The sequence below is a fragment of the Kocuria varians genome, assembly GCF_006539885.1.
GTDB lineage: Bacteria > Actinomycetota > Actinomycetes > Actinomycetales > Micrococcaceae > Kocuria > Kocuria varians.
Genome location: NZ_BJNW01000025.1, coordinates 1 through 18333 on the forward strand (window position 1 = coordinate 1; position 18333 = coordinate 18333).

Here is an 18333-nt window from a genome sequence, read left to right on the forward strand (position 1 = left end):
TCCCGGGGCAACCCGGGGCGGGCCGCCGCGCCGTTGCTGCGTGGGCACGGGCTCTCGCGCCGATGAAGGCCTCGAGCGGGGCGGGAGCACTGCCATCCCGCCGACAGCATCCGTAGAGTGGGGTGCAGATCACAGCACACCCCGGCGGGACGGAGAGGTACCAGTTATGAGCACTCAGGATCTGATGGCGGACGCCGCACGGCGACCGGTCGAGGCGGCGGAAGCTGCGCTGGAGTGGATCACCCCTGCCGTGCTGAACCGCATGCCGGGGGAGACCCACAACTCGATCGCCTGGCTCGTGTGGCATGCGGCGCGGCAGCAGGACGTGCAGATCGCGGAGCTGTGCGACGGCGAGCAGATCTGGACCTCCCAGGGGTGGTGCAACAGCTTCGGCCTGGACCGCCCGAACAAGGACTTCGGCTTCGGGGACACCCCGCAGGACGTGGCGAAGGTGCGCGTCTCGGACCCCGGCCTGCTGCTCGGCTACCTGCGCGCGGTGTGCTGCGCCACGGCGTCGTACGTGCGAGGTCTCTCGGACGAGGACCTCGACGAGGTGGTGGACGAATCGTGGGACCCGCCCGTGACCAGGGGCATGCGCATCGTCTCCACGGTCATGGACGCGGACCAGCACGTGGGCCAGGCGGCCTACGTGCGGGGGCTCGTGGACGACGACTGGACCGGGAAGTACTGACACCTGCTGTCACAAGGTCCATGCATGAACATGTAGACCGAGAATCCGCCTAGAATGGCCGTCACCGACGGTCGGTCCCGCGGGCTCACGGCTCCGGCAGCCCCCTCCTCCCCCCCCCCGAAGAAGCGATCATTCACATGGCTCGTTCACGCGCTCGCTCTGCCGCGGCCAGGAAGCCCTCCATGGCTCTGACCGCCTTCACCTCCTTCTCCGTGCTCGTGGCCGTGAGTGTGGCCCTGAGCAACGGCACCGCCACGGCTCCGTGGCAGCCCGCGATGGCGCACGATGCGCAGGGCCCCCACCAGGCGGTCCCCGCTGGTCAGACCCAGGGCGACGACGCCGCGCAGCCCGCCCGCGCCTCCCTCTTCGCCTCCGTGGCGGACCCCGCCGAGATCTCGAAGGCCCAGGCGGTTCCGGCGTCCCTGTCGGTGGCCGGCAGCTCCGCCCCCAATGCGACGGGCGGCATCGGCACCCTCGGAACCCTCGGAACGGCCAGTGGTGGATCTGGCGCCGGGCAGGGGAAGTCCTCGGGGAAGCTCGCCTCGTGCGCCACTTCGGCGTTCGACGGCAAGCACGCGGTCCACACCCTGATTGCTCCCGCCCACCCGGTGATCGTGCTGAAGGGCGGCGAGTTCGGCTGGCGCACCGCCCCGGACACCGGTCAGCACGAGCTCCACAACGGCTCGGACATCGCCGCACCCGAGGGCAGCCCGGCCGTGGCCGCGCTCGACGGCACCGTGACCGCCGTGTTCTGGGACGTGTGGGGCGGCAACCGCGTGGAGGTCTCCCATGCGAACGGCATGAAGACCACCTACAACCACCTCAGCAAGGTCATGGTGCGGGTGGGGGACTCGCTCAAGGCCTCGGAGCAGCTCGGCGAGGTGGGCCAGACCGGCCTGCGCGTGACCGGGCCGCACCTGCACTTCGAGACGTGGGTGGACGGCAAGGTCGTGGACGCCCAGTCCTTCGACTGGGAGACCTGCGCGGGCATCATCAAGGCCTCCCGTGCGCCGTACACCACGCAGGACGAGAACTCCGTGCAGCCCAAGACGGACCCGAACGCGAAGCCCGGCACGGACCTCGGCCCGATGCCGGACCCGGCGGGTCTGTCGAGCGCGGAGCGCGAGCGCCTTGCCGCGCTCGCCCGCAAGGACGGCAAGGGGACGACGACGCCCGGCACCGGCCACAGCGGCGGGAACCCGGGGGGGAAGGGCGGCTCCGGCGGGAACTCCCAGGGCAAGGACAACTCGAAGGGGACTCTGACCGCGGGCGGCCAGCAGACCCCGCCGCCGTCGACGGGCACTGGCGACAAGAAGCAGGACAAGCAGGACAAGCAGACGCCGAGGCCGGTTCCGAGCACCACGACCACGCAGCCGACCAAGTCACAGCCGAGCGGCACCCCGGGGTCGACCCCGAAGCCGACGCAGCCGGCCACGGGGAAGCCGAGCGGCACCCCTGGTTCGACCACGCTCCCCACGCAACCCCCTGCACCGGTGGACCCCCGCACGGCACCCGTCACCTCCCTGACCACGTTGGTGCAGCTACAGCAGCGGACCCAGGCCACGGTGGGTGCGCATCTGGCTCTGCGCTCGGATCAGCAGGTCAAGGCGTACGCCGTCGGCTCCCCTCTGGACCAGGAGCTCCAGGCTCTCCTGCTTCAAGGCAAGGCGCTAGGGGTGCCCGTCTCCGATCCGTACAGGAAGAAGCTGGCTGCGGCGAGCAACGCGGTGACGGCGGCGTCGCCGGTCGCCGGGAGCGCCAAGCCCGTGGACCCCGCGCTCACGAAGGCCGCGACGGATGCCTTGGGGGCGTTGCAGACCGAAGCGCTCAAGGCGCCCGCCTATCAGCCTGCCGCTGTGGCGGGTCCGGGCGCCGGGACGAACCCCGGCGTTGCCGTACCCGGGGAAGCCGCGCCCGCAGCCCCTGCCGGGCCCGGAGCTGGCGCTCCTGCGGCTCCCGCGAAGTAGTCGCAGGCCTCCGCCCACAGGCACCCTCGGACACCGCGGGCCCCGCACAGCGCATCATCGCCGTGCGGGGCCCGTGGCCGTACAAGGGGGGCGTCAGGCGCTGCGCACCCGCACACCGGTGCTCGGGCGGGTCAGCATGTGGGTCCAGGAGAACGTGAGGTCGTCCTGGTCGCTCGGCAGCTGCACCTCGGGGCGACAGAGTGCCACCACGGCGGCGGAGAGGGACGTGACCGCGATCTTCTCACCGGGGCAGCGGTGACCGGTGCGCACGTCCGCGCCGCCCTGGGGGATGAAGGTGGGGATCGCCTCGGCATCCTCCACCCCCAGGAAGCGCTCGGGGTCGAACGTGGCCGCCCGGTCCCAGGTGGCCGGGTCCGTGTTGGTCCCCAGGATGTCCAGGACCACCCGCTCGCCCTTGTGCACGGGGCAGCCCTGGATCTCGGTGTCCGTGGTGACCTCGGCCGGGAGCATGGGCACGAACGGGTACACGCGGCGGACTTCCTGCGCGAAGGCCACGGCCTCGGGCACGTCCAGGAGGGTGCCACCCCGCTGCTCGGAGGCCGCGCGGATGCGCTTGATCCACTCGGGGTGCTCCGCCAGGGCGGTGGCCGCGAACGCCGCGAAGCGGGCCACGGCCACGTTGGGGCGCGTGAGGTTCTGCAGCTCGATGCCGGCGGTCTTGGCGTCCACGAGCTCACCGTTCTCGTCCACGAGACCGGCCATGTGCGCGAGCACCGAGTCCTCGGGCGCGGCGACCTTGCCCGAGCGCACGTCCTTGATGAGCGCGGCGAAACGGCGGTCCAGGGCGATCCGGTCCAGCCGGGAGACCAGGTGGGTGGCGGGGCGCCCGAAGGTGTCCAGCAGGCGGCTCATGCGGTGGGCCCAGCGGTCCATCTCCTGCGTGCTCCAGGGGATCCCGGCCCACCGGAAGGACGCGCGGCCGAACGCGATGGCCGTGCTGTCGTAGACGTTGTCGCCGTCCTTCCACCGCGTCACGAGGTCCTCGAGCTCCTGCGCCAAGAACGGCTTGTACGCGGCCACGCGCTCGTCCTCGTACGCCATGTCCGCGAGCTGGTTCTTGCGCACCCGGTGGGCCTCGCCGTCCAGGCCGTGCACCGCGCCCGCCCCGAAGAGGGGTCCCTGCACGACGCCGGGCATGGCGCCGTCGCGCTGCACGCGGGAGGTGTCGTAGAAGAGCTTGACGCCCTCCTCGCCACGGACCAGGACGGTCTGCTTGCCCAGCAGCGGCATGCGCACGGGGCAGCCCGAGTCCGCGGACAGGCCCGCGCGGCGTCGTGCGCGGGAGGCGAAGAGGTAGCCGGAGCGCAGCAGGGAGAGGCCCTGCTCGGAACGTGTCTGGCCGATCTGTGAAGTCATGCCCCCAGTATGGGGCCGGACGCTGACGGGCTGTGCTCAGGAACGGCCGCGCACCCGCAGCGCGCCCGCGAAGAGGAACGCCAGCACGCCCATGAAGGGGAAGACGAACAGGGCGGTGCGCAGCCCCACGGCGTCCGCGAAGAGGCCCACCAGGGGCGGGGAGATCACGAAGACGATGCGCATGCACCAGCTCACGAGCGTGAGGCCGGTGCCCGGTTTCAGCCCCGGTGCGCGGTCCGCGGCGGCGTAGGCGTTCGGGACCATGGTGGCGCAGCCGAAGCCCGCGAGCGCGAAACCCCCCAGAGCCACCCAGGGGGCGGGGGCCAGGGCCACGGCGCCGAGGCCCACGAGGATCAGCACACCTCCGATGCGGGTGACCAGCACCGCGCCCAGGGCGTCGATGAGCCGGTCGCCCAGGAGGCGACCCACGAACTGCGCACCCACGAGGCTCACGTAGCCCAGGCCCACCATGCCCACGGGGGCGGAGAGGACGTCCCGGAGGTAGACGGCGGACCAGTTGGACCCCACGTCCTCCACGAGCACCCCGGACATGGCGATCACGGCAATGGGCAGCAGGGCGAGCAGCGCGGCACCGGTGCCGCGCGGGAGCCGGGGGAGCCCGGCGGTGTCCAGGGGAACGCTCTCGGCTTGGGCGGCGGCGTGGGAGTCCGGGTCGTCCGGCACGGCCCAGCGCATGGCCAGCACGGCAACCGCGGCGAACAGCACCGCACTGGTGAGGAAGTGCCACACGAACGGGACGTGCAGCGCCGCGGCACCTGTGCCCATGAGCCCGCCGATCACGGCACCCACGCTCCACAGGGCGTGCATGGAGTTGATCATGGAGGTCCCGGCCAGTCGCTGCACCCGCAGCCCCTGGGCGTTCTGGGCGGTGTCCACCACGGCGTCCAGCATCCCGGCGAGGAAGAGCCCCGCCCCGAACACGGCGAGCACCGGCACGGAGCCTGCCACGAACACCGCGGTGGCCAGCAGCACGGATCCCACGGCCGCGGTCCGGGCGGTCCCGAAGCGCCGCAGGATGGGCGCGGGGAGTGGCCCGGCCACCACACCGCCGATCGGGAACGCAATCACCGCCAGCCCGTACATCGCGTTGGAGAGCTCGAACATGTCCTTGATCTCCGGCAGCCGCGGCAGCAGGTTGGAGAAGATCGCGCCGTTCGTGAGGAACAGCAGGGACGCGGCGATCCGCGCGCGGATGATGCGCGCGGGGTCCATGGGCGGGGAGGCGGCGGGGACAGACACGTCCCCCAGGCTACGGGGCGGGCCGGAGCGGGCCTGTCACGGCGTCGTCACGCGACCTCCCACGTGTTCCCGCACGCGTGCGCCGGGCTCTCTCGTGCCCTGCCAGGTCCCCGCCGGACGACGACGCCGCCCGCGTGCTCCCTGCCCCGCCGCGCCTTCTGCCCGGTCGCCCGTCCTACCCGTCGCCCGCCCTGCCCGGCACAGGAAAGGGCCCCGCGGCCGCCTGGTCAGCGGTGCCGCGGGGCGCCCGTCCGGGGCCCGTACGCCCCGGACGGGAGATCTACTGCTCCCGGGAGGAAGTGGGGGAGGCGCTCGCCGCGGGGTTGCTCGGGGACCTGCTGGCGGACCCGCTCGCGGACGGTGAGCTCGGGGCGGCGCTGGCCGACGGTGAGCCGTGGCGAGGACCGTCCTCCTCGTGCGCGGAGTTGCGCTCCCGCCACGCCTGACCCCACTCGTCCGTGTACCCGGAGTCCTGGATGTCCACGGGCATGCCCTGCAGGAACAGGCACGGCCAGCCCTTCGGGGCGGCGGAGCACACGGTGTCCGCGTCCACGGAGGACGTCCGCTCCGGGTCCTTCTTCCCGGCCGCGGTCACGGCGCGGTGCCCGGCTCCGGAGGGAGTGGCCCCGGTGGCCTGGTGCGCGGCGTCGTCGGCCGTGGTGAGCGCCGGGAACGCGGAGAACGACGGCGCCGGGGACAGCGCCGAGAACTCCGACGGGTCGGGCGGCGTCGAGGACTCGGTGTCCGACGAGGACGACGGATCCCCCGAGGACCACGGGTCCGCCGTGCGGGGGTGGCGGGGGTCCGGGAAGTCCTTCTGGCTGGCCTCCGGGTACCAGTAGTCGGCACCCGGCATGGCGGCGCCGTAGGTCCCCGTGGAGGCCGTGACGGAGGTGCGCTTCGGCGCGGAGCCGTGGGCGTTCACGATGGCCACCCCCTGGTTCACGTGGGCGTCCAGCCGGTCGCTCACGCGCACGCCGTCCAGCAGCACCTGGCCCGTGGTGGCGCGGGCGTCCAGGACGGCGGCCTCCACGTCGTGGGCGCTGATGCTGCCCACCTCGGTGGTGGCCTGGACGGTCTTGAACGTCCCCGACACGTTCACCGATCCGGTGGAGCCGCTGATGTCCAGGGACGCCGCGGGCGCCTTCTGGGGCACCACCACGGACACGCCCAGGGAGCGGTTGCCCCACCGCGAGTCGCTCGTGGGCGGCTCCAGCCGGAGCACACCGTTCGAGAGCTCCGGCGCAGGCTGCCGGTCGGACAGACCCCAGCCGGTCTCGTGCCACGTGACCTCCACGTGGTCCACCGTGGGGCTGGTGGAGACGTCCACCGAGGACGTGGCCGCGTCCACCCGGATCTGGGAGACCGCGGCGTCCGCGGTCCACGACCCCGTGCGCTCCTGCGTCATGGCCAGTGCCGTCGCCGTCCCCGCACCACCCAGCAGCAGGGCGAGCGCGCCCACGCCGCCCACCACGGCGGTCGCGGTGTTCCACGCGCGGCGCTCGCCGCGGCCCACGGGGCGGCCCTGCGGCGGGTGGCCCGGGAACTGCTGACCCTCCGTCTGGTGGTCCTGGAACTGGTGGGGTTGAAACCGGCCGGGCTGGGACTGGTCCGGCTGGATCTCGCCGGGCCCGAACGGCGGGTGCGGCTCGCTCGGGGGCCGGCCGGGCGGCGTCGTCGTGCCGGGGTGGGTGGAGGGCGCGCCCTGCGAGGGGGCGGCGGAGAACGCGGGGTTCTCGGGCGTGGGAGGGACGGGATCCGGGGTGCGAGAGGTCATGTCAGGTCCTAGAGGGAGTGGTCCGAGTAGCCGAGGTACTTGAGAACGGCCAGAACCCTGCGGTTGCCGGTCTCCGAGGTGACGCCCAACTTGGCGAAGATCGAGCCGATGTGCTTCTCCACGGCCGATTCGGTGAGGTACAGGTTCGCGGCGATGGACGCGTTCGAGAGTCCCTGCGCCATGAGCCCCAGCACCTCGCGCTCCCGCGGTGAGAGCAGCTCCATGTCGTTGCGGTGCCGCGAGCGCACCAGGATCTGCGTGAGCACCTCCGGGTCCAGCACGGTGCCGCCGGAGCCCACGGTCTGCACGGACTCGAGGAACTGCTCCACGTCCGCCACGCGGTCCTTGAGCAGGTAGCCCAGGCCCTCGCGGCGCGAGGCGATCAGCTCGGACGCGTAGCGCTCCTCCACGTACTGGGACAGCACCAGCACCGCCACCTGCGGGTGGGCGGAGCGGATGAGCACGGCGGCGCGGATGCCCTCGTCGCTGAACGTGGGTGGCAGCCGCACGTCCACCAGGGCGAAGTCCGGGTGGTGCCCCTCCACGGCCTTCACGAGGCCCTCGGCGGTGTCCGTCTCCGCCACCACCTCGTGCCCGGCGTCCGTGAGCAGGCGCACGAGCCCCGCGCGCAGCAGGACGGCGTCCTCGGCAATCACGATCCGCATCTCAGTTCTCCTCTCCTGCGCCGGGGTACGACGACGCCGGACCGCCCGTTGTCCGCCCCGGCCCACTGTGGGCGCGGGGACCGTCCTCGCGCTGCGTCCCGGGGGCGCGTCCCTCGGGGTCGTGCTCCGCGGCGGTGGTGCGGGGCGTCGAGGAGCCGCCGCGCGGCGTCGTCGTCCCGGGGCCTGCCGCGCTGCCCAGGGGCAGCTCCACGACGACCTCCGTGGGACCGCCCACGGGGGAGTTCACGAAGAACCGTCCCCCGGCGGAGCGGATCCGGTCCTGGATCCCCGAGAGGCCCCCGCCGGGCACCACGCGGGCGCCGCCGCGGCCGGTGTCCCGGACGCCCGCGACCACCACCGTGGTGCCGGGCACGGGACCGTCCTGCAGGGACACGGCGACCTCCGCGGAACGGGCACCGGAGTGCTTGACCGCGTTGGTGAGGCTCTCCGAGACGGCGAAGTAGACGGCCGCCTCCGTGCGCGGTTCCAGGCGGGGGACGGTCACGGCCACGTCCACGGGGAAGGGGGCCTGCGCGGCCACGGCGGACAGGGCGGCGTCGAGTCCCCGGTCCTCGAGCACCGCGGGGTGGAAGCCGCGGGCCAGCCGGCGCAGCTCGGTGATCGCGGCCTTGGTGGTGCCGTGGGCCTCCGCCACGAGCTCCTTGGCGGCCGCGGGGTCCGTGTCGATCTTGGACTTGGCCATCGAGAGGTTCATGGCCACCGAGACCAGCTGGGGCTGGACGCCGTCGTGCAGGTCCCGCTCGATGCGCGAGCGCTCCGTCTCCGAACCGCGCACTGCGGCCTCCTTGGCGGCGGACTCGTACTCGGCGCGGCGCCGGGACTCCGCGGCCTCACGACGCAGCCGCACGGCCTCGCTCTGGCGCAGCAGACCCGCGGACAGCCCCCGGTGCGCGAGCGTCACGAGCACGCCCAGCAGGATGCTCAGCACCACGGCGAGCACGGCCCCGACCACGAGCGTCCACACGGGAAGGTTCCCGGCGCGCTCCAGCCCGTGCACCACCACGGAGTCGCTCGGCATGAAGATCGGGGCGAGCATCCCGGCGATCCCGGCGCCCACCACCAGCCACGGCAGCAGGGCCACCCAGCCCAGGGCGCACGTGAGCACCAGGTGCAGCATCCCGAGCCACAGCGGGCCGTCGCTGAGGTCCAGCCAGACCTGGTGGGGGATCCGCAGCCAGTCGCTGCGCGGACTGCGGCGGCGCCGCGGGTCCCGGATGTCCAGACCGAACGACGATGCCGAACGCCGCCGTTCCAGCCACACCGCCGCCACCATCACGTACACGGTCGCGGCGAGCACCAGCACCCCGAGGCCCAGCACCGGGAGGGTCATGACGCCCGCCACGACCATCGCGCCGATCAGCGTGAGCAGCGCGAAGTTCAGCACCGCGTCCACCACCAGGTCCAGGCCGCCGAAGATCAGCGTCTTGGGGGAGAGCATGCGCCACTCGCGAACCGCGCCGTCGCCGGTGCCCGGGGCCAGGTCGCGGCCGGCCGACGCCGTGCTGGCGCCGACGCCGCGCAGGGCCTGCTGGGCGCGCGGAGCCTGCGCGGCCGGGGCCTGGGTGGCAGACATCGGAGCGCCCGGCACCCGGGTGTGGGGCGGGCTCTGCGCGCCGCGCAGGGCGCCGTAGCCGGCTCCACCGACCGGGGGAAGGGGGCGCGTTTCGTCCGAGGCCGGGGGAAGCGGCCGCGTGCCCTCGGTGCTCGACGGCAGGGCGCGCGTCGCCTCGGAGGCGGAGGGTATGGGCTGCGTGGCGTCGTCGTCCTCGCGGGATGCCGCGGGGAGCGGGCGGGTCCTGCCGTCAACCGGGGGAAGCGGCTGTGTCTCGTCCGTGGCCGGGGGAAGCGGTTCGGTGGCGTCCCACGGCGGGGTGGGCTGCGAGGCTGGTGTGCTCATGGCCTCCACGCTACGGACAACCCGGGCCGTGGCGCGCCAGAGCTGTCCACCGGGTCCGGGTGGGGTTTTCCGCACCGTGGCCCGCGCGCGGCAACCTCCCTCCACGCTCGCGCGTCCCGCCCGTGACGCAGCGCACTCCCGCCCTAGAGTGAGCCTCATGCAGCACGATCTCGTCGCCGCCGGGGAGCCCGGTCGGCAGGAGGTGCTGGCCACCGGCACGGAGGACCCGACTGCGCCGCCCCGGCCTCAGGTGGAGCGCGATCCCGCCCTGGACGCCGCCCGTGTGGGGTGCGTGATCGCGGTCGTGTGCATCCACATCCTCATGGTCACGCTCACCGCGGACCCGGCCAGCGGTGAGCTGCGCTCCGTGCTCGTGCCCACGCGGCAGTCCTGGTACTGGTGGGCCACCTGGATCTTCCAGATCATGCCCCTGTTCTTCGTGGTGGGTGGGGCGTCCGCGGCGGGGGCGTGGCGGCGTCGTCGTGCGGAAGGCATGGAATCGGCGGAGTACGTGCGCGAGCGCGCCCTGCGGCTCGTGCAGCCCGCAGCCCTGCTGTGGTGCGCGTTCGCTCTCGGGGCGGGTGCCGCGCTCGCGGCGGGCGTGGGGCCCGAGCTCGTGACGTTCGCGCTGTCCGGGATGGGCATGGCGCTGTGGTTCCTGGCCGCGTACCTGATCTGCCAGGCGGTCACCCCCGCGTTCCTCGCCCTGCACGAGCGCATGGGGTGGGTGTGGTGCTGGGTGCTGCTCTCGTGCACCGTGGCGGTGGACATCCTGCCGATCACCACCGGGGAGCCCTGGTGGGGGCTGCTCAACATGGTCTTCGTGTGGCCGCTCGTGCAGCAGCTCGGGTTCTTCCGCGCGGACGGGTGGTTCGCGGCCCGTTCCCGCCTCACCCTCGTGGCGCTCGCGGCGGCCGGCTACGCGCTGCTCGGGGTGTGCGTGGCCTCCGGCGACTACGCCCCGGACATGCTCACCAACCTCAACCCGCCCACCGTGTGCATGGTGCTGCTGGGCTTCTCGCAGGCCTCCCTGCTGGAAGTGGCTTCACCCGCGCTGGCCCGGCTCATGCGCGCGCCAGCCGCCCGGGCAGTCGCCCACGTGGTGGGCACCCGCGCGATGACCATCTACCTGTGGCACCTGCCCGTGGTCGTGGCGGTCATGGCCGCGTGGTTCTTCGCCGGCGGCCACGACCCCGTCCCCGGCTCCGCCGCGTGGTGGCTGCTGCGGATCCCCCTGGGCCTCGTGTGCTGGGTGGTGGTGCTGCTCGTGGCCACGGCGCTGCGCCGGGGCGAGACGGCGTCGGTCGAGCCGTGGGGCGCGCGCCCGCTGTCCGGGACCGCCGTGTTCCTGGCGGTGGTGTGCGGGGTGGTGCCCCCGCTCGTGGAGATCGTCACGTGGCTGAACATGCCGCTCGTGGTGGCGGGGGCGCTGGGGGCGGTGCTCGCCGTCGTCGTGCTGCGCTCCGGGCAGGTGCACCCGGAGGGCGGTCAGACCCGCGGCGTAGGATCGGGCCCGCCATCGTCCCGTGGTGCCCTGCGAGGACCTCGTGCGGGCGGCCACGGTGACATCGACCGGGGGCACACCCCCGCGAAGAGGAGATGATCGCATGGCTTCCAAGGAACCGGTGCGCGACAGCGCCGAGCACAACGCCTACTTCCCGTCCGAGTACTCGCTGGGCCAGTACGTGGCCCCCACCACGGACTTCGACGGCGCGAAGGGCGTCCCCACGGTCTCGTCCGGACCGCGCAAGATCCTGACCGTCCTCACGGACGAGCGCTACCTGCCCCTGCAGGACGACATCTACTTCTCCACGGGCAACCACCCGGTGGAGACCCTGCTCCCGCTCATGCACCTGCGCGCCGCGGGCTACGAGACGGACGTGGCCACCTTCTCGGGCAACCTCGCCAAGTTCGAGCTGTGGGCCATGCCGGAGAAGGACGACGCCGTGCAGCAGGCCTGGGAGGAGCTGCGCCCGCAGTTCGAGCGCCCGCAGACGCTCTCGGAGATCGCAGACGGCCTCGGCGAGGACAGCGACTACGCCGCCGTGTTCATCCCCGGCGGCCACGGTGCCACCATCAACCTCGCGGACAGCCCGGAGGTGGGCCGCGTGCTCGCCTGGGCCCTGGAGAACGAGCGGCCCGTGATCACCCTGTGCCACGGTCCGGCCGCCCTGCTCTCGGCGGTGGGTCCGGACGGCAAGAACCTGTTCGCCGGCTACGAGGTCACGGTCTTCCCGGACGCCCTGGACTCCGGGCCCAACATCGAGATCGGCTACCTCCCGGGCCGGATGACCTGGCTCGTGGCGGACGGGCTCACCAAGGCCGGGCTCACGGTGCTCAACGACGACATGACCGGCAAGGTCCACAAGGACCGCCGTCTGCTCACCGGCGACAGCCCCCTGGCCTCCAACGCGCTGGGCCGCCTCGCGGTGGAGACCCTCACGGGCTCCACCTACGCGGACTGAGCACTCCTCGTCCTCCCCGGTCTTCTCCCGGCTCAGCCCTGCTCGTTCGGGCGGGTGAACGGGAAGGCCAGGGTGGCGCGGATGTTGGTGCCCGTGAGCATCATGATCAGCCGGTCCACGCCGATGCCCAGACCGCCCGTGGGAGGCATCGCGTACTCCAGTGCCGTGAGGAAGTTCTCGTCCACCTCCATGGCCTCCGGGTCCCCGGCGGCCGCCTTGAAGGACTGCTCGGTCAGGCGGTTGCGCTGGTCCACCGGGTCCACGAGCTCCGAGTCGGCCGTGCCGATCTCCGCGCCGAACGCCACGAGGTCCCACCGCTCCGAGAGCTTGGGGTCCGTGCGGTGCGTGCGCGTGAGCGGGGAGGTCTCCAGCGGGAAGTCCGTGTAGAACACCGGCAGGGTGGTCTGGCCCTCCACGAGCTCGTCGTAGAGCTCCAGGACCACTTCACCGGCGGTCATGGTCTCGGTCCAGTGGACGTCGTGCGCCGAGGCCACCCGCCGCACCTCCTCCACGGGGGTGTCCGAGGTGAGCAGCGTGCCGGTCGCCTCGGAGATGGCCTGGTGCACGGGGATCACGGGCCACTCGTGGTCCAGGGGGATCCGGGTCTCGCCGCCCTTCCCGTCCGGGCGGACCGCGACGGGCTCGCAGTGGATCGCCGTGGCGACCTCCAGGATGAGGTCCCGGGTCAGCACCCGCATGGTGTTGTAGTCCCCGTGGGCCGCGTCGGCCTCCACGGACGTGAACTCCGGGTTGTGGGTGGCGTCCGCGCCCTCGTTGCGGAAGTTGCGGTTGAGCTCGAAGATCCTGTCCATGCCACCCACGCACAGGTGCTTCAGGTACAGCTCCGGCGCGATCCGCAGGTAGAGGTCCGCGTTGTACGCATTGATGTGCGTGAGGAACGGGCGGGCGCTCGCACCACCGTGCACTGCATGCAGCATGGGGGTCTCCACCTCCATGTAGCCGCGGTCCATGAAGGAGCGGCGCATGGCCGCGATGCCGCGCGAACGGGCCCGCAGCAGGGCCGAGGACTCCTTGTTCACGATGAGGTCCAGGTAGCGCTGGCGCACCCGGGCCTCCGGGTTGGTGAAGCCGGTGTGGTCGCTGGGGACCGGGCGCAGGGACTTGGAGGCCATGGCCCAGGACGTCGCCAGCAGGGACGGTTCCCCCTTGCGGCTGCGGCCCAGGATGCCGGTCACGGAGATCTGGTCGCCCACGTCCACCGTGCGCCGCCACAGCCGCAGCAGCTCCGGGTCCATGACATCCGCCTCCAGGATCACCTGCAGCCGAACGTCCCGTTCCTCGATCACGGCGAAGGCGACGCCGCCGAAGTCGCGCAGGGCGCGCACGCGCCCCCCCGAGCGAGACCACGCCGGCCGAGGCGGCGTCGTCGTCCGCGAAGAACTCGAGCGCCCGCGTGAGGGGCATGGTGTACGGGACCTCCACGGGGTAGGGCTCCATGCCCGCCTCGCGCAGGACGTCCAGCTTGGCGTGGCGCACGCGCTGCTGCTCGTTCAGGTGGCGCACGGGGCGCGAGGGCGTGAGCAGCTCCTTGTCCTGGGCGATGGCCAGGTCCGCGAGCGGCGTCATGGTGCCGTCCGGCGCGGCGACGAGCGTCTCGCCGTCGTGACCGGCATGCGGCGCGGGACCGGGCAGGAAGCCCTCCGCGCGGCCGGTCGCGATGCCGATCACGGGCAGGTCCGCGGCGTTGCCGTAGCACAGGAAACGGCTGTCCCAGCGGGGCAGGTACTTGGCGTTGGCCTCGTAGAGCGACTCGAGCTGCCAGAAGCGGTTGCCCCAAGAGAGCACCCGGTCCGCGATCCGCACGCCCAGGCCGGCTCCCACCTTGTCCGCGCCGGTGAAGACGGAGCGGAACATCGCGAAGTTCAGCGAGACCTCCCGCACGCCCAGGTCCCCGCCCTCCTCGGCGAGCGCGGCGACCATGGCCTCGTTGACGCCGTTGGGGGCGTCCGGGGAGCGCCGCATCAGGTCCAGGGACAGACCCCGTGTGCCCCACGGGACGTAGGACTGCAGGGCGACGATCTCGCCGACGGCGTCACGTACCAGCACCGCCACGCAGCGGCCGTCCGTGCGGTCCGCGAGCCGGTTCAGCGCCATGGAGAAGCCGCGGTCCGCCTCGTCCCCGCGCTACTTCTCGGACAGCTCGATGATCTGCTGCATGGTGGCGGCGTCCAGCTGGCTGTGGCGCTCCACGGTGACGGTGCAGCCGGCCTCGCGCACGCGCGCCACGGCCCGCTTGACCGGGCGCATGGTGCGGCCCTCCAGGGTGAAGGAGTCGGTCTCCAGCACGGCCTCGTCGCCCAGGGGACGGGCGCGCAGACCGGCGGCCACGTACGCCTCGGCGCCCGTCTCGGACGCGGAGAGTACAGCCATGCGCCACGCGTGCTCACGGCACTCGCGCTTCCACGCGGCAATCGCCTCGGGCCACGCGTCGTGGGGGCCCAGGGGATCGCCGGAGGCCAGGCACACGGAGCCGAGCACCCGGTAGGAGACCGCGGCGCGACCGTCCGGGGAGAAGATCACGGACTTGTCGCGGCGGGTCGCGAAGTAGCCCAGGGAGTCCTGGTTGCCGTTCGTGGCGAGCATCCGGCGGATGCGCAGCTCGTCCTCGGGGCTGACGAGCTCGGAACGCTGCGCGGACTGCGTGAACTGCCACACGGACCAGAAGAGGGCGGCCGCACCCAGCACGCCGCCGAGGGTCGCGAGCCAGTGCGGACCGGGCGAGCCGTCCGAGATGCTGCGCGGCAGGGACAGACCCGTGACGCTGCGGAACGAGAACCACAGGTGCTCCACGCCGTGCAGGTGTCCCGGAACCAGCCAGGAGGCGGCGAAGACGAGCGCGATGGCCAGCAGCAGCCCGGCCGCCAGGGTCAGCAGAGCGCGCCGCAGGGCGCCGTGGCGCATGCGCGCCGGGAAGTCCCTGCGCCGCACGATGAACGCGACCGTCCACGCCACGGTGATGAGAACTCCGGCCGCGAGAAGGACGCCGTCCAGGGGACTGAGCTCGTCCTCGAACCCGTCCAGTAGCATCACGACCATCGCCGCGGCGAAGACCAGCAGCTCCAGGACCAGGGTCCCCAGTGCGATCACCCACGCGAAGCGCAGGCCCCGGCGCAGGGAGGTGCCCACGATGAGCAGGCTCAGCGCCAGGAACAGGTTCGGCCCCGAGGGCACGCCCAGGGTGGTGAAGATGTCGTCCACCAGGGGCACACCGTGCTGGTGCGCGAACGGGATCGACACGAATGACCACAGTGCGGCCAGCAGCACGAGCGTGCTCGACAGGCGTGGCAGGAGGTCACGGGATGGCTTCATCGAGGTCACTTTCTCCGATCGGCGGCGCGGCGGCGGACACGGGAGCGTCCGGGGTGGGTCACCGCCCCCTTGTCTATCAACGACGGGCCGTGCTGGGCGGCGGGTGCGGGCCCCGGGTGAGCTGCCGCTACGCCGGCCGGGACAGGTGCTCCGTAATCAGCGGGAGCAGCCGGGGGACGGCGAGCGGGTGCACCTGGTGCCCCATCCCGGGGATCGAGACGAAGCGCGCCCCCGGGATCGCGCGGGCGGTCGCGGGACCGCCGTCCGGGCGCACGATCCGGTCGTGGTCGCCGTGGATCACGAGCGTGGGTGCGGTGATGCGGGCCAGCGCCGCGGTGCGGTTGCCGGAGGCCCGGATCGCCCCGATCTGACGACGCATCCCGGCGGCCTCGTGGCGCGGGTCCAGGCTGCGGTCCCAGTGGGTCTGTGCGAGCTACCTCTCGTGGGCGAGGTCCGCCGGGAGCCCTGGCCCTGCCAGGTGTCGGGACATCACCAGACGGGTACGCACGTACATCCGTCGTGTCCTCGCCCCGGGCAGCACGAGCATGGCTGCGGTGGACGCGGCGACCGTTCCCACGGAGGGGTCCCCGGTGGTGGAGCACAGCGAGATCAGCCGCCGCACCAGCTCCGGGTGGTGGCTCGCCAGCGACTGGGCGATCATCCCCCCCAGGGAGAAGCCCAGCACGTCCGCGCGCTCCACGCCGAGCACACCCAGGGTGTCCGCGACGTCCTGAGACATGTCCTCCACGGCATACTGGCCCTCCGGCAGGCGGCCGTTCAGCAGCTGCCGGGCGGTCGGTGGCGGGGTCTGCGCGCGGAAGGACCAACCCTCGTCGCGGTTGTCGAAGCGGATCACCCGGTGGCCCAGGGCGGTCAGCCCGTGCGCCAGGGTGTCCGGCCACGTGGTGAGGTCGAAGCCCAGGCCGGTGAGCAGCACCACGGGTGCGCCGTCGGGAGGACCGTCCAGGCGGACGCACATGAACCGGGCGCCGTCCAGGGGGACCACGCGCTCATCCGGCGTGGGGCAGCTGGGCTGGGTTGAGTCGTTCACAGCACCTGGCGGATGTGGTTCTCGAAGTCCTGCACGTGCCGGCGCATGATCTCCTGCGCGGCGTCGGCATCCCCGTCCAGGACGGCGTGCAGCAGGGAGGTGTGCACCTCGATGTGCCCGTGCAGCTGCGGCATCCGGTCCGCGACCATGCACCAGATGCGGGTGGCCAGGTTGCTGTAGCGCACCAGCGTGTCCTCCAAATGGGAGTTGCCGGCGGCGGCGTAGATCGCGCGGTGCACCTGGTTGTCCCAGCGCAGGGCGCCGTTGTGCCGTAGCTCGTCCTGCCGCACGACGCTCAGCTTCGCGGCAAGGACCTCGATCTCCTCGCGCTCCCTCCCGCCCCGTCGTTCGGCGGCCAGCTTGGCGGCGAGCGGTTCCAGCACCTCCCGCACCTGCGAGATCTCGGAGAGGGTGGTGATGTCCACGGTGCTCGCGAAGGTCCCCCGGCGCGGGTAGGTGACCACCAGGTGCTCGGACTCCAGGCGTTTGATGGCCTCCCGCACCGGCGTGCGCCCCATCTCCATCTCGACCGAGAGCCGCCCCTCATTGAGCGGCATGCCGGGGACGATGTCCATGAAGATCAGCCTGTCCCGCAGCTGGCGGAAGGCACGGTCCGCCAGGGAGGTCTGCTCGCCGGGAGCCTGAGCACGGGCCGACGACGTCTCGGGCGCGGGGGATGCAGCGGCGGGAGGGTGAGGGGTCATGGTGGGAACACTGTAGCTTTCGACTCGATCGGGCAGCCCGGTCAAGAGCGGGCGCAGTCGGGAAGGTACCACTCGGCAGGCAGGCAGGCGCGGTCAGCGGGGCCGGCGCCGCGGAGGCGAGGCCCGGCGGGCACGCGGCGGGGCGGCGTCGTCGTCCGGGCATAGCCTGGCCCACGCCGCCGGTCCTCTCAGCGCAGCACCACCGTCTTGGCGCCGTGCAGGATCACGCGCCCCTCGCAGTGCCAGCGCACGGCGTCCGAGAGAGCCTTGCACTCGGTGTCCCGGCCCGCCGCCACGAGGTCCTCCGGGCCGTAGGCGTGGTTCACCTCGACGACCTGCTGGGTGATGATCGGGCCCTCGTCCAGCTCCGCGTTGACGTAGTGGGCCGTGGCGCCCACCGTCTTGACCCCGCGCTCGTAGGCCTGGTGGTAGGGCTTCGCACCCTTGAAGGAGGGGAGGAACGAGTGGTGGATGTTGATCACGCGGCCTTCCATGCGGGTGGCCAGGGAATCGCTGAGCACCTGCATGTAGCGGGCGAGCACCACCAGGTCCACCTCGAAGCGGTCCACGAGCTCGAGCAGCCGCGCCTCTGCCTCCGGCTTGGTGTCCCGGGTGACGGGGACGTGGAAGAACGGGATGCCGTGCCACTCCACGAGCCGCTGGTGGTCCAGGTGGTTGGAGACGACCGCGACGATGTCCACCGGCAGCTCACCGGTGCGCGCCCGGAACAGCAGGTCGTTGAGGCAGTGCTCGAACTTGGAGACCATCACCAGCACCCGGCGCTTCTCCTTGTGGCGGTGCAGCTCCCACCGCATCTCGAAGTGCTCCGCCACCGGGGCGAGGTCCGCGCGCAGGGCGTCCTCGTCCAGCCCGCCGGGCGCGCCGGGGGCCACGTGCACGCGCATGAAGAACCGGCCCACACGGCGGTCGTCGAACTGGGTGAGTTCCACGATGTTCGCTCCGTGTTCCAGGAGCACCCCACTGACCGCGTGCACGATCCCGAGCTGCTCCGGGCAGTCGAGAGTCAGGACCAGCTCGGGTCCGTTGTCCGCGGGGTCGGTGCTCCCGGGCCGCGGTGCGGGGCCGGGTGTGGAGGACGTGGGTTGGGGAACCATGGTGGGTCTCCTC

The 18333-nt window shown here is 72.5% G+C and carries 14 protein-coding genes and 1 pseudogene; 4 read left to right on the forward strand and 11 right to left on the reverse strand.

What is annotated here, in order from left to right; translation table 11 throughout:
- Positions 1-166 precede the first annotated feature (166 nt).
- Positions 167-691, forward strand: coding sequence for a mycothiol transferase (locus KVA01_RS11515; RefSeq protein WP_068469789.1), 525 nt, complete (start codon positions 167-169; stop codon positions 689-691).
- A 182-nt stretch (positions 692-873) separates the two neighbouring features.
- Positions 874-2658 (forward strand): M23 family metallopeptidase, encoded by a 1785-nt coding sequence (locus tag KVA01_RS11520; RefSeq protein ID WP_233438870.1) that lies wholly within the window; start codon positions 874-876, stop codon positions 2656-2658.
- A 93-nt stretch (positions 2659-2751) separates the two neighbouring features.
- On the opposite strand, the gene KVA01_RS11525 is transcribed toward KVA01_RS11520, so the two are convergent.
- From KVA01_RS11525 to KVA01_RS11545, 5 genes are all read right to left on the reverse strand, one after another.
- Positions 2752-4035 carry a cytochrome P450 gene (locus KVA01_RS11525; protein ID WP_068469792.1) on the reverse strand — a complete coding sequence of 428 codons (1284 nt, stop codon included), beginning with the start codon at positions 4033-4035 and terminating at the stop codon, positions 2752-2754.
- 36 nt (positions 4036-4071) lie between these two features.
- Positions 4072-5295 carry an MFS transporter gene (locus KVA01_RS11530; RefSeq protein WP_233438871.1) on the reverse strand — a complete coding sequence of 408 codons (1224 nt, stop codon included), beginning with the start codon at positions 5293-5295 and terminating at the stop codon, positions 4072-4074.
- 280 nt (positions 5296-5575) lie between these two features.
- Positions 5576-7072, reverse strand: a complete 1497-nt coding sequence (locus KVA01_RS11535) for a DUF4097 family beta strand repeat-containing protein (protein ID WP_141270394.1) — start codon at positions 7070-7072, stop codon at positions 5576-5578.
- Positions 7073-7080: 8 nt separating this feature from the next.
- A complete protein-coding gene (locus KVA01_RS11540) occupies positions 7081-7737 on the reverse strand; it encodes a response regulator transcription factor (RefSeq protein WP_141270396.1) in 657 nt (218 codons plus the stop codon).
- A gap of 1 nt (position 7738) precedes the next feature.
- The gene (locus tag KVA01_RS11545; RefSeq protein ID WP_082810419.1) at positions 7739-9655 is read right to left on the reverse strand and encodes a sensor histidine kinase; all 1917 of its coding nucleotides are present in this window, start codon (positions 9653-9655) and stop codon (positions 7739-7741) included.
- A gap of 157 nt (positions 9656-9812) precedes the next feature.
- Here KVA01_RS11545 and KVA01_RS11550 point away from each other — a divergent pair, with 157 nt between their 5' ends.
- Together KVA01_RS11550 and hchA are read left to right on the forward strand one after the other, a co-directional pair.
- Entirely contained in the window at positions 9813-11258 is a 1446-nt protein-coding gene (locus KVA01_RS11550; RefSeq protein ID WP_082810420.1) for an acyltransferase family protein, read from the forward strand.
- A gap of 4 nt (positions 11259-11262) precedes the next feature.
- Positions 11263-12120 carry a glyoxalase III HchA gene (hchA, locus tag KVA01_RS11555; RefSeq protein ID WP_068470313.1) on the forward strand — a complete coding sequence of 286 codons (858 nt, stop codon included), beginning with the start codon at positions 11263-11265 and terminating at the stop codon, positions 12118-12120.
- A gap of 32 nt (positions 12121-12152) precedes the next feature.
- Here the strand turns inward: hchA and lysX are convergent, their stop codons facing one another.
- The 6 genes and pseudogenes from lysX to purU form a co-directional block, all read right to left on the reverse strand.
- Entirely contained in the window at positions 12153-13466 is a 1314-nt protein-coding gene (lysX, locus tag KVA01_RS13045; protein WP_231860681.1) for a bifunctional lysylphosphatidylglycerol synthetase/lysine--tRNA ligase LysX, read from the reverse strand.
- Between the two features lie 424 nt (positions 13467-13890).
- Positions 13891-15450 (reverse strand): annotated as a pseudogene (locus tag KVA01_RS13050) (phosphatidylglycerol lysyltransferase domain-containing protein); the annotation flags it as partial.
- 127 nt (positions 15451-15577) lie between these two features.
- Positions 15578-15829, reverse strand: a complete 252-nt coding sequence (locus KVA01_RS13055) for an alpha/beta fold hydrolase (protein ID WP_231860682.1) — start codon at positions 15827-15829, stop codon at positions 15578-15580.
- 54 nt (positions 15830-15883) lie between these two features.
- On the reverse strand, positions 15884-16501 hold the full coding sequence (locus KVA01_RS13060; RefSeq protein ID WP_231860683.1) for an alpha/beta fold hydrolase: 618 nt from the start codon (positions 16499-16501) through the stop codon (positions 15884-15886).
- Complete coding sequence (locus tag KVA01_RS11570) at positions 16498-17205, reverse strand: GntR family transcriptional regulator (protein ID WP_068470315.1); 708 nt, start codon at positions 17203-17205, stop codon at positions 16498-16500. Before KVA01_RS11570 ends, KVA01_RS13060 begins: the two co-directional genes overlap by 4 nt.
- Positions 17206-17393: 188 nt before the next feature.
- A complete protein-coding gene (gene purU / locus KVA01_RS11575) occupies positions 17394-18320 on the reverse strand; it encodes a formyltetrahydrofolate deformylase (RefSeq protein ID WP_082810421.1) in 927 nt (308 codons plus the stop codon).
- Positions 18321-18333 lie beyond the last annotated feature (13 nt).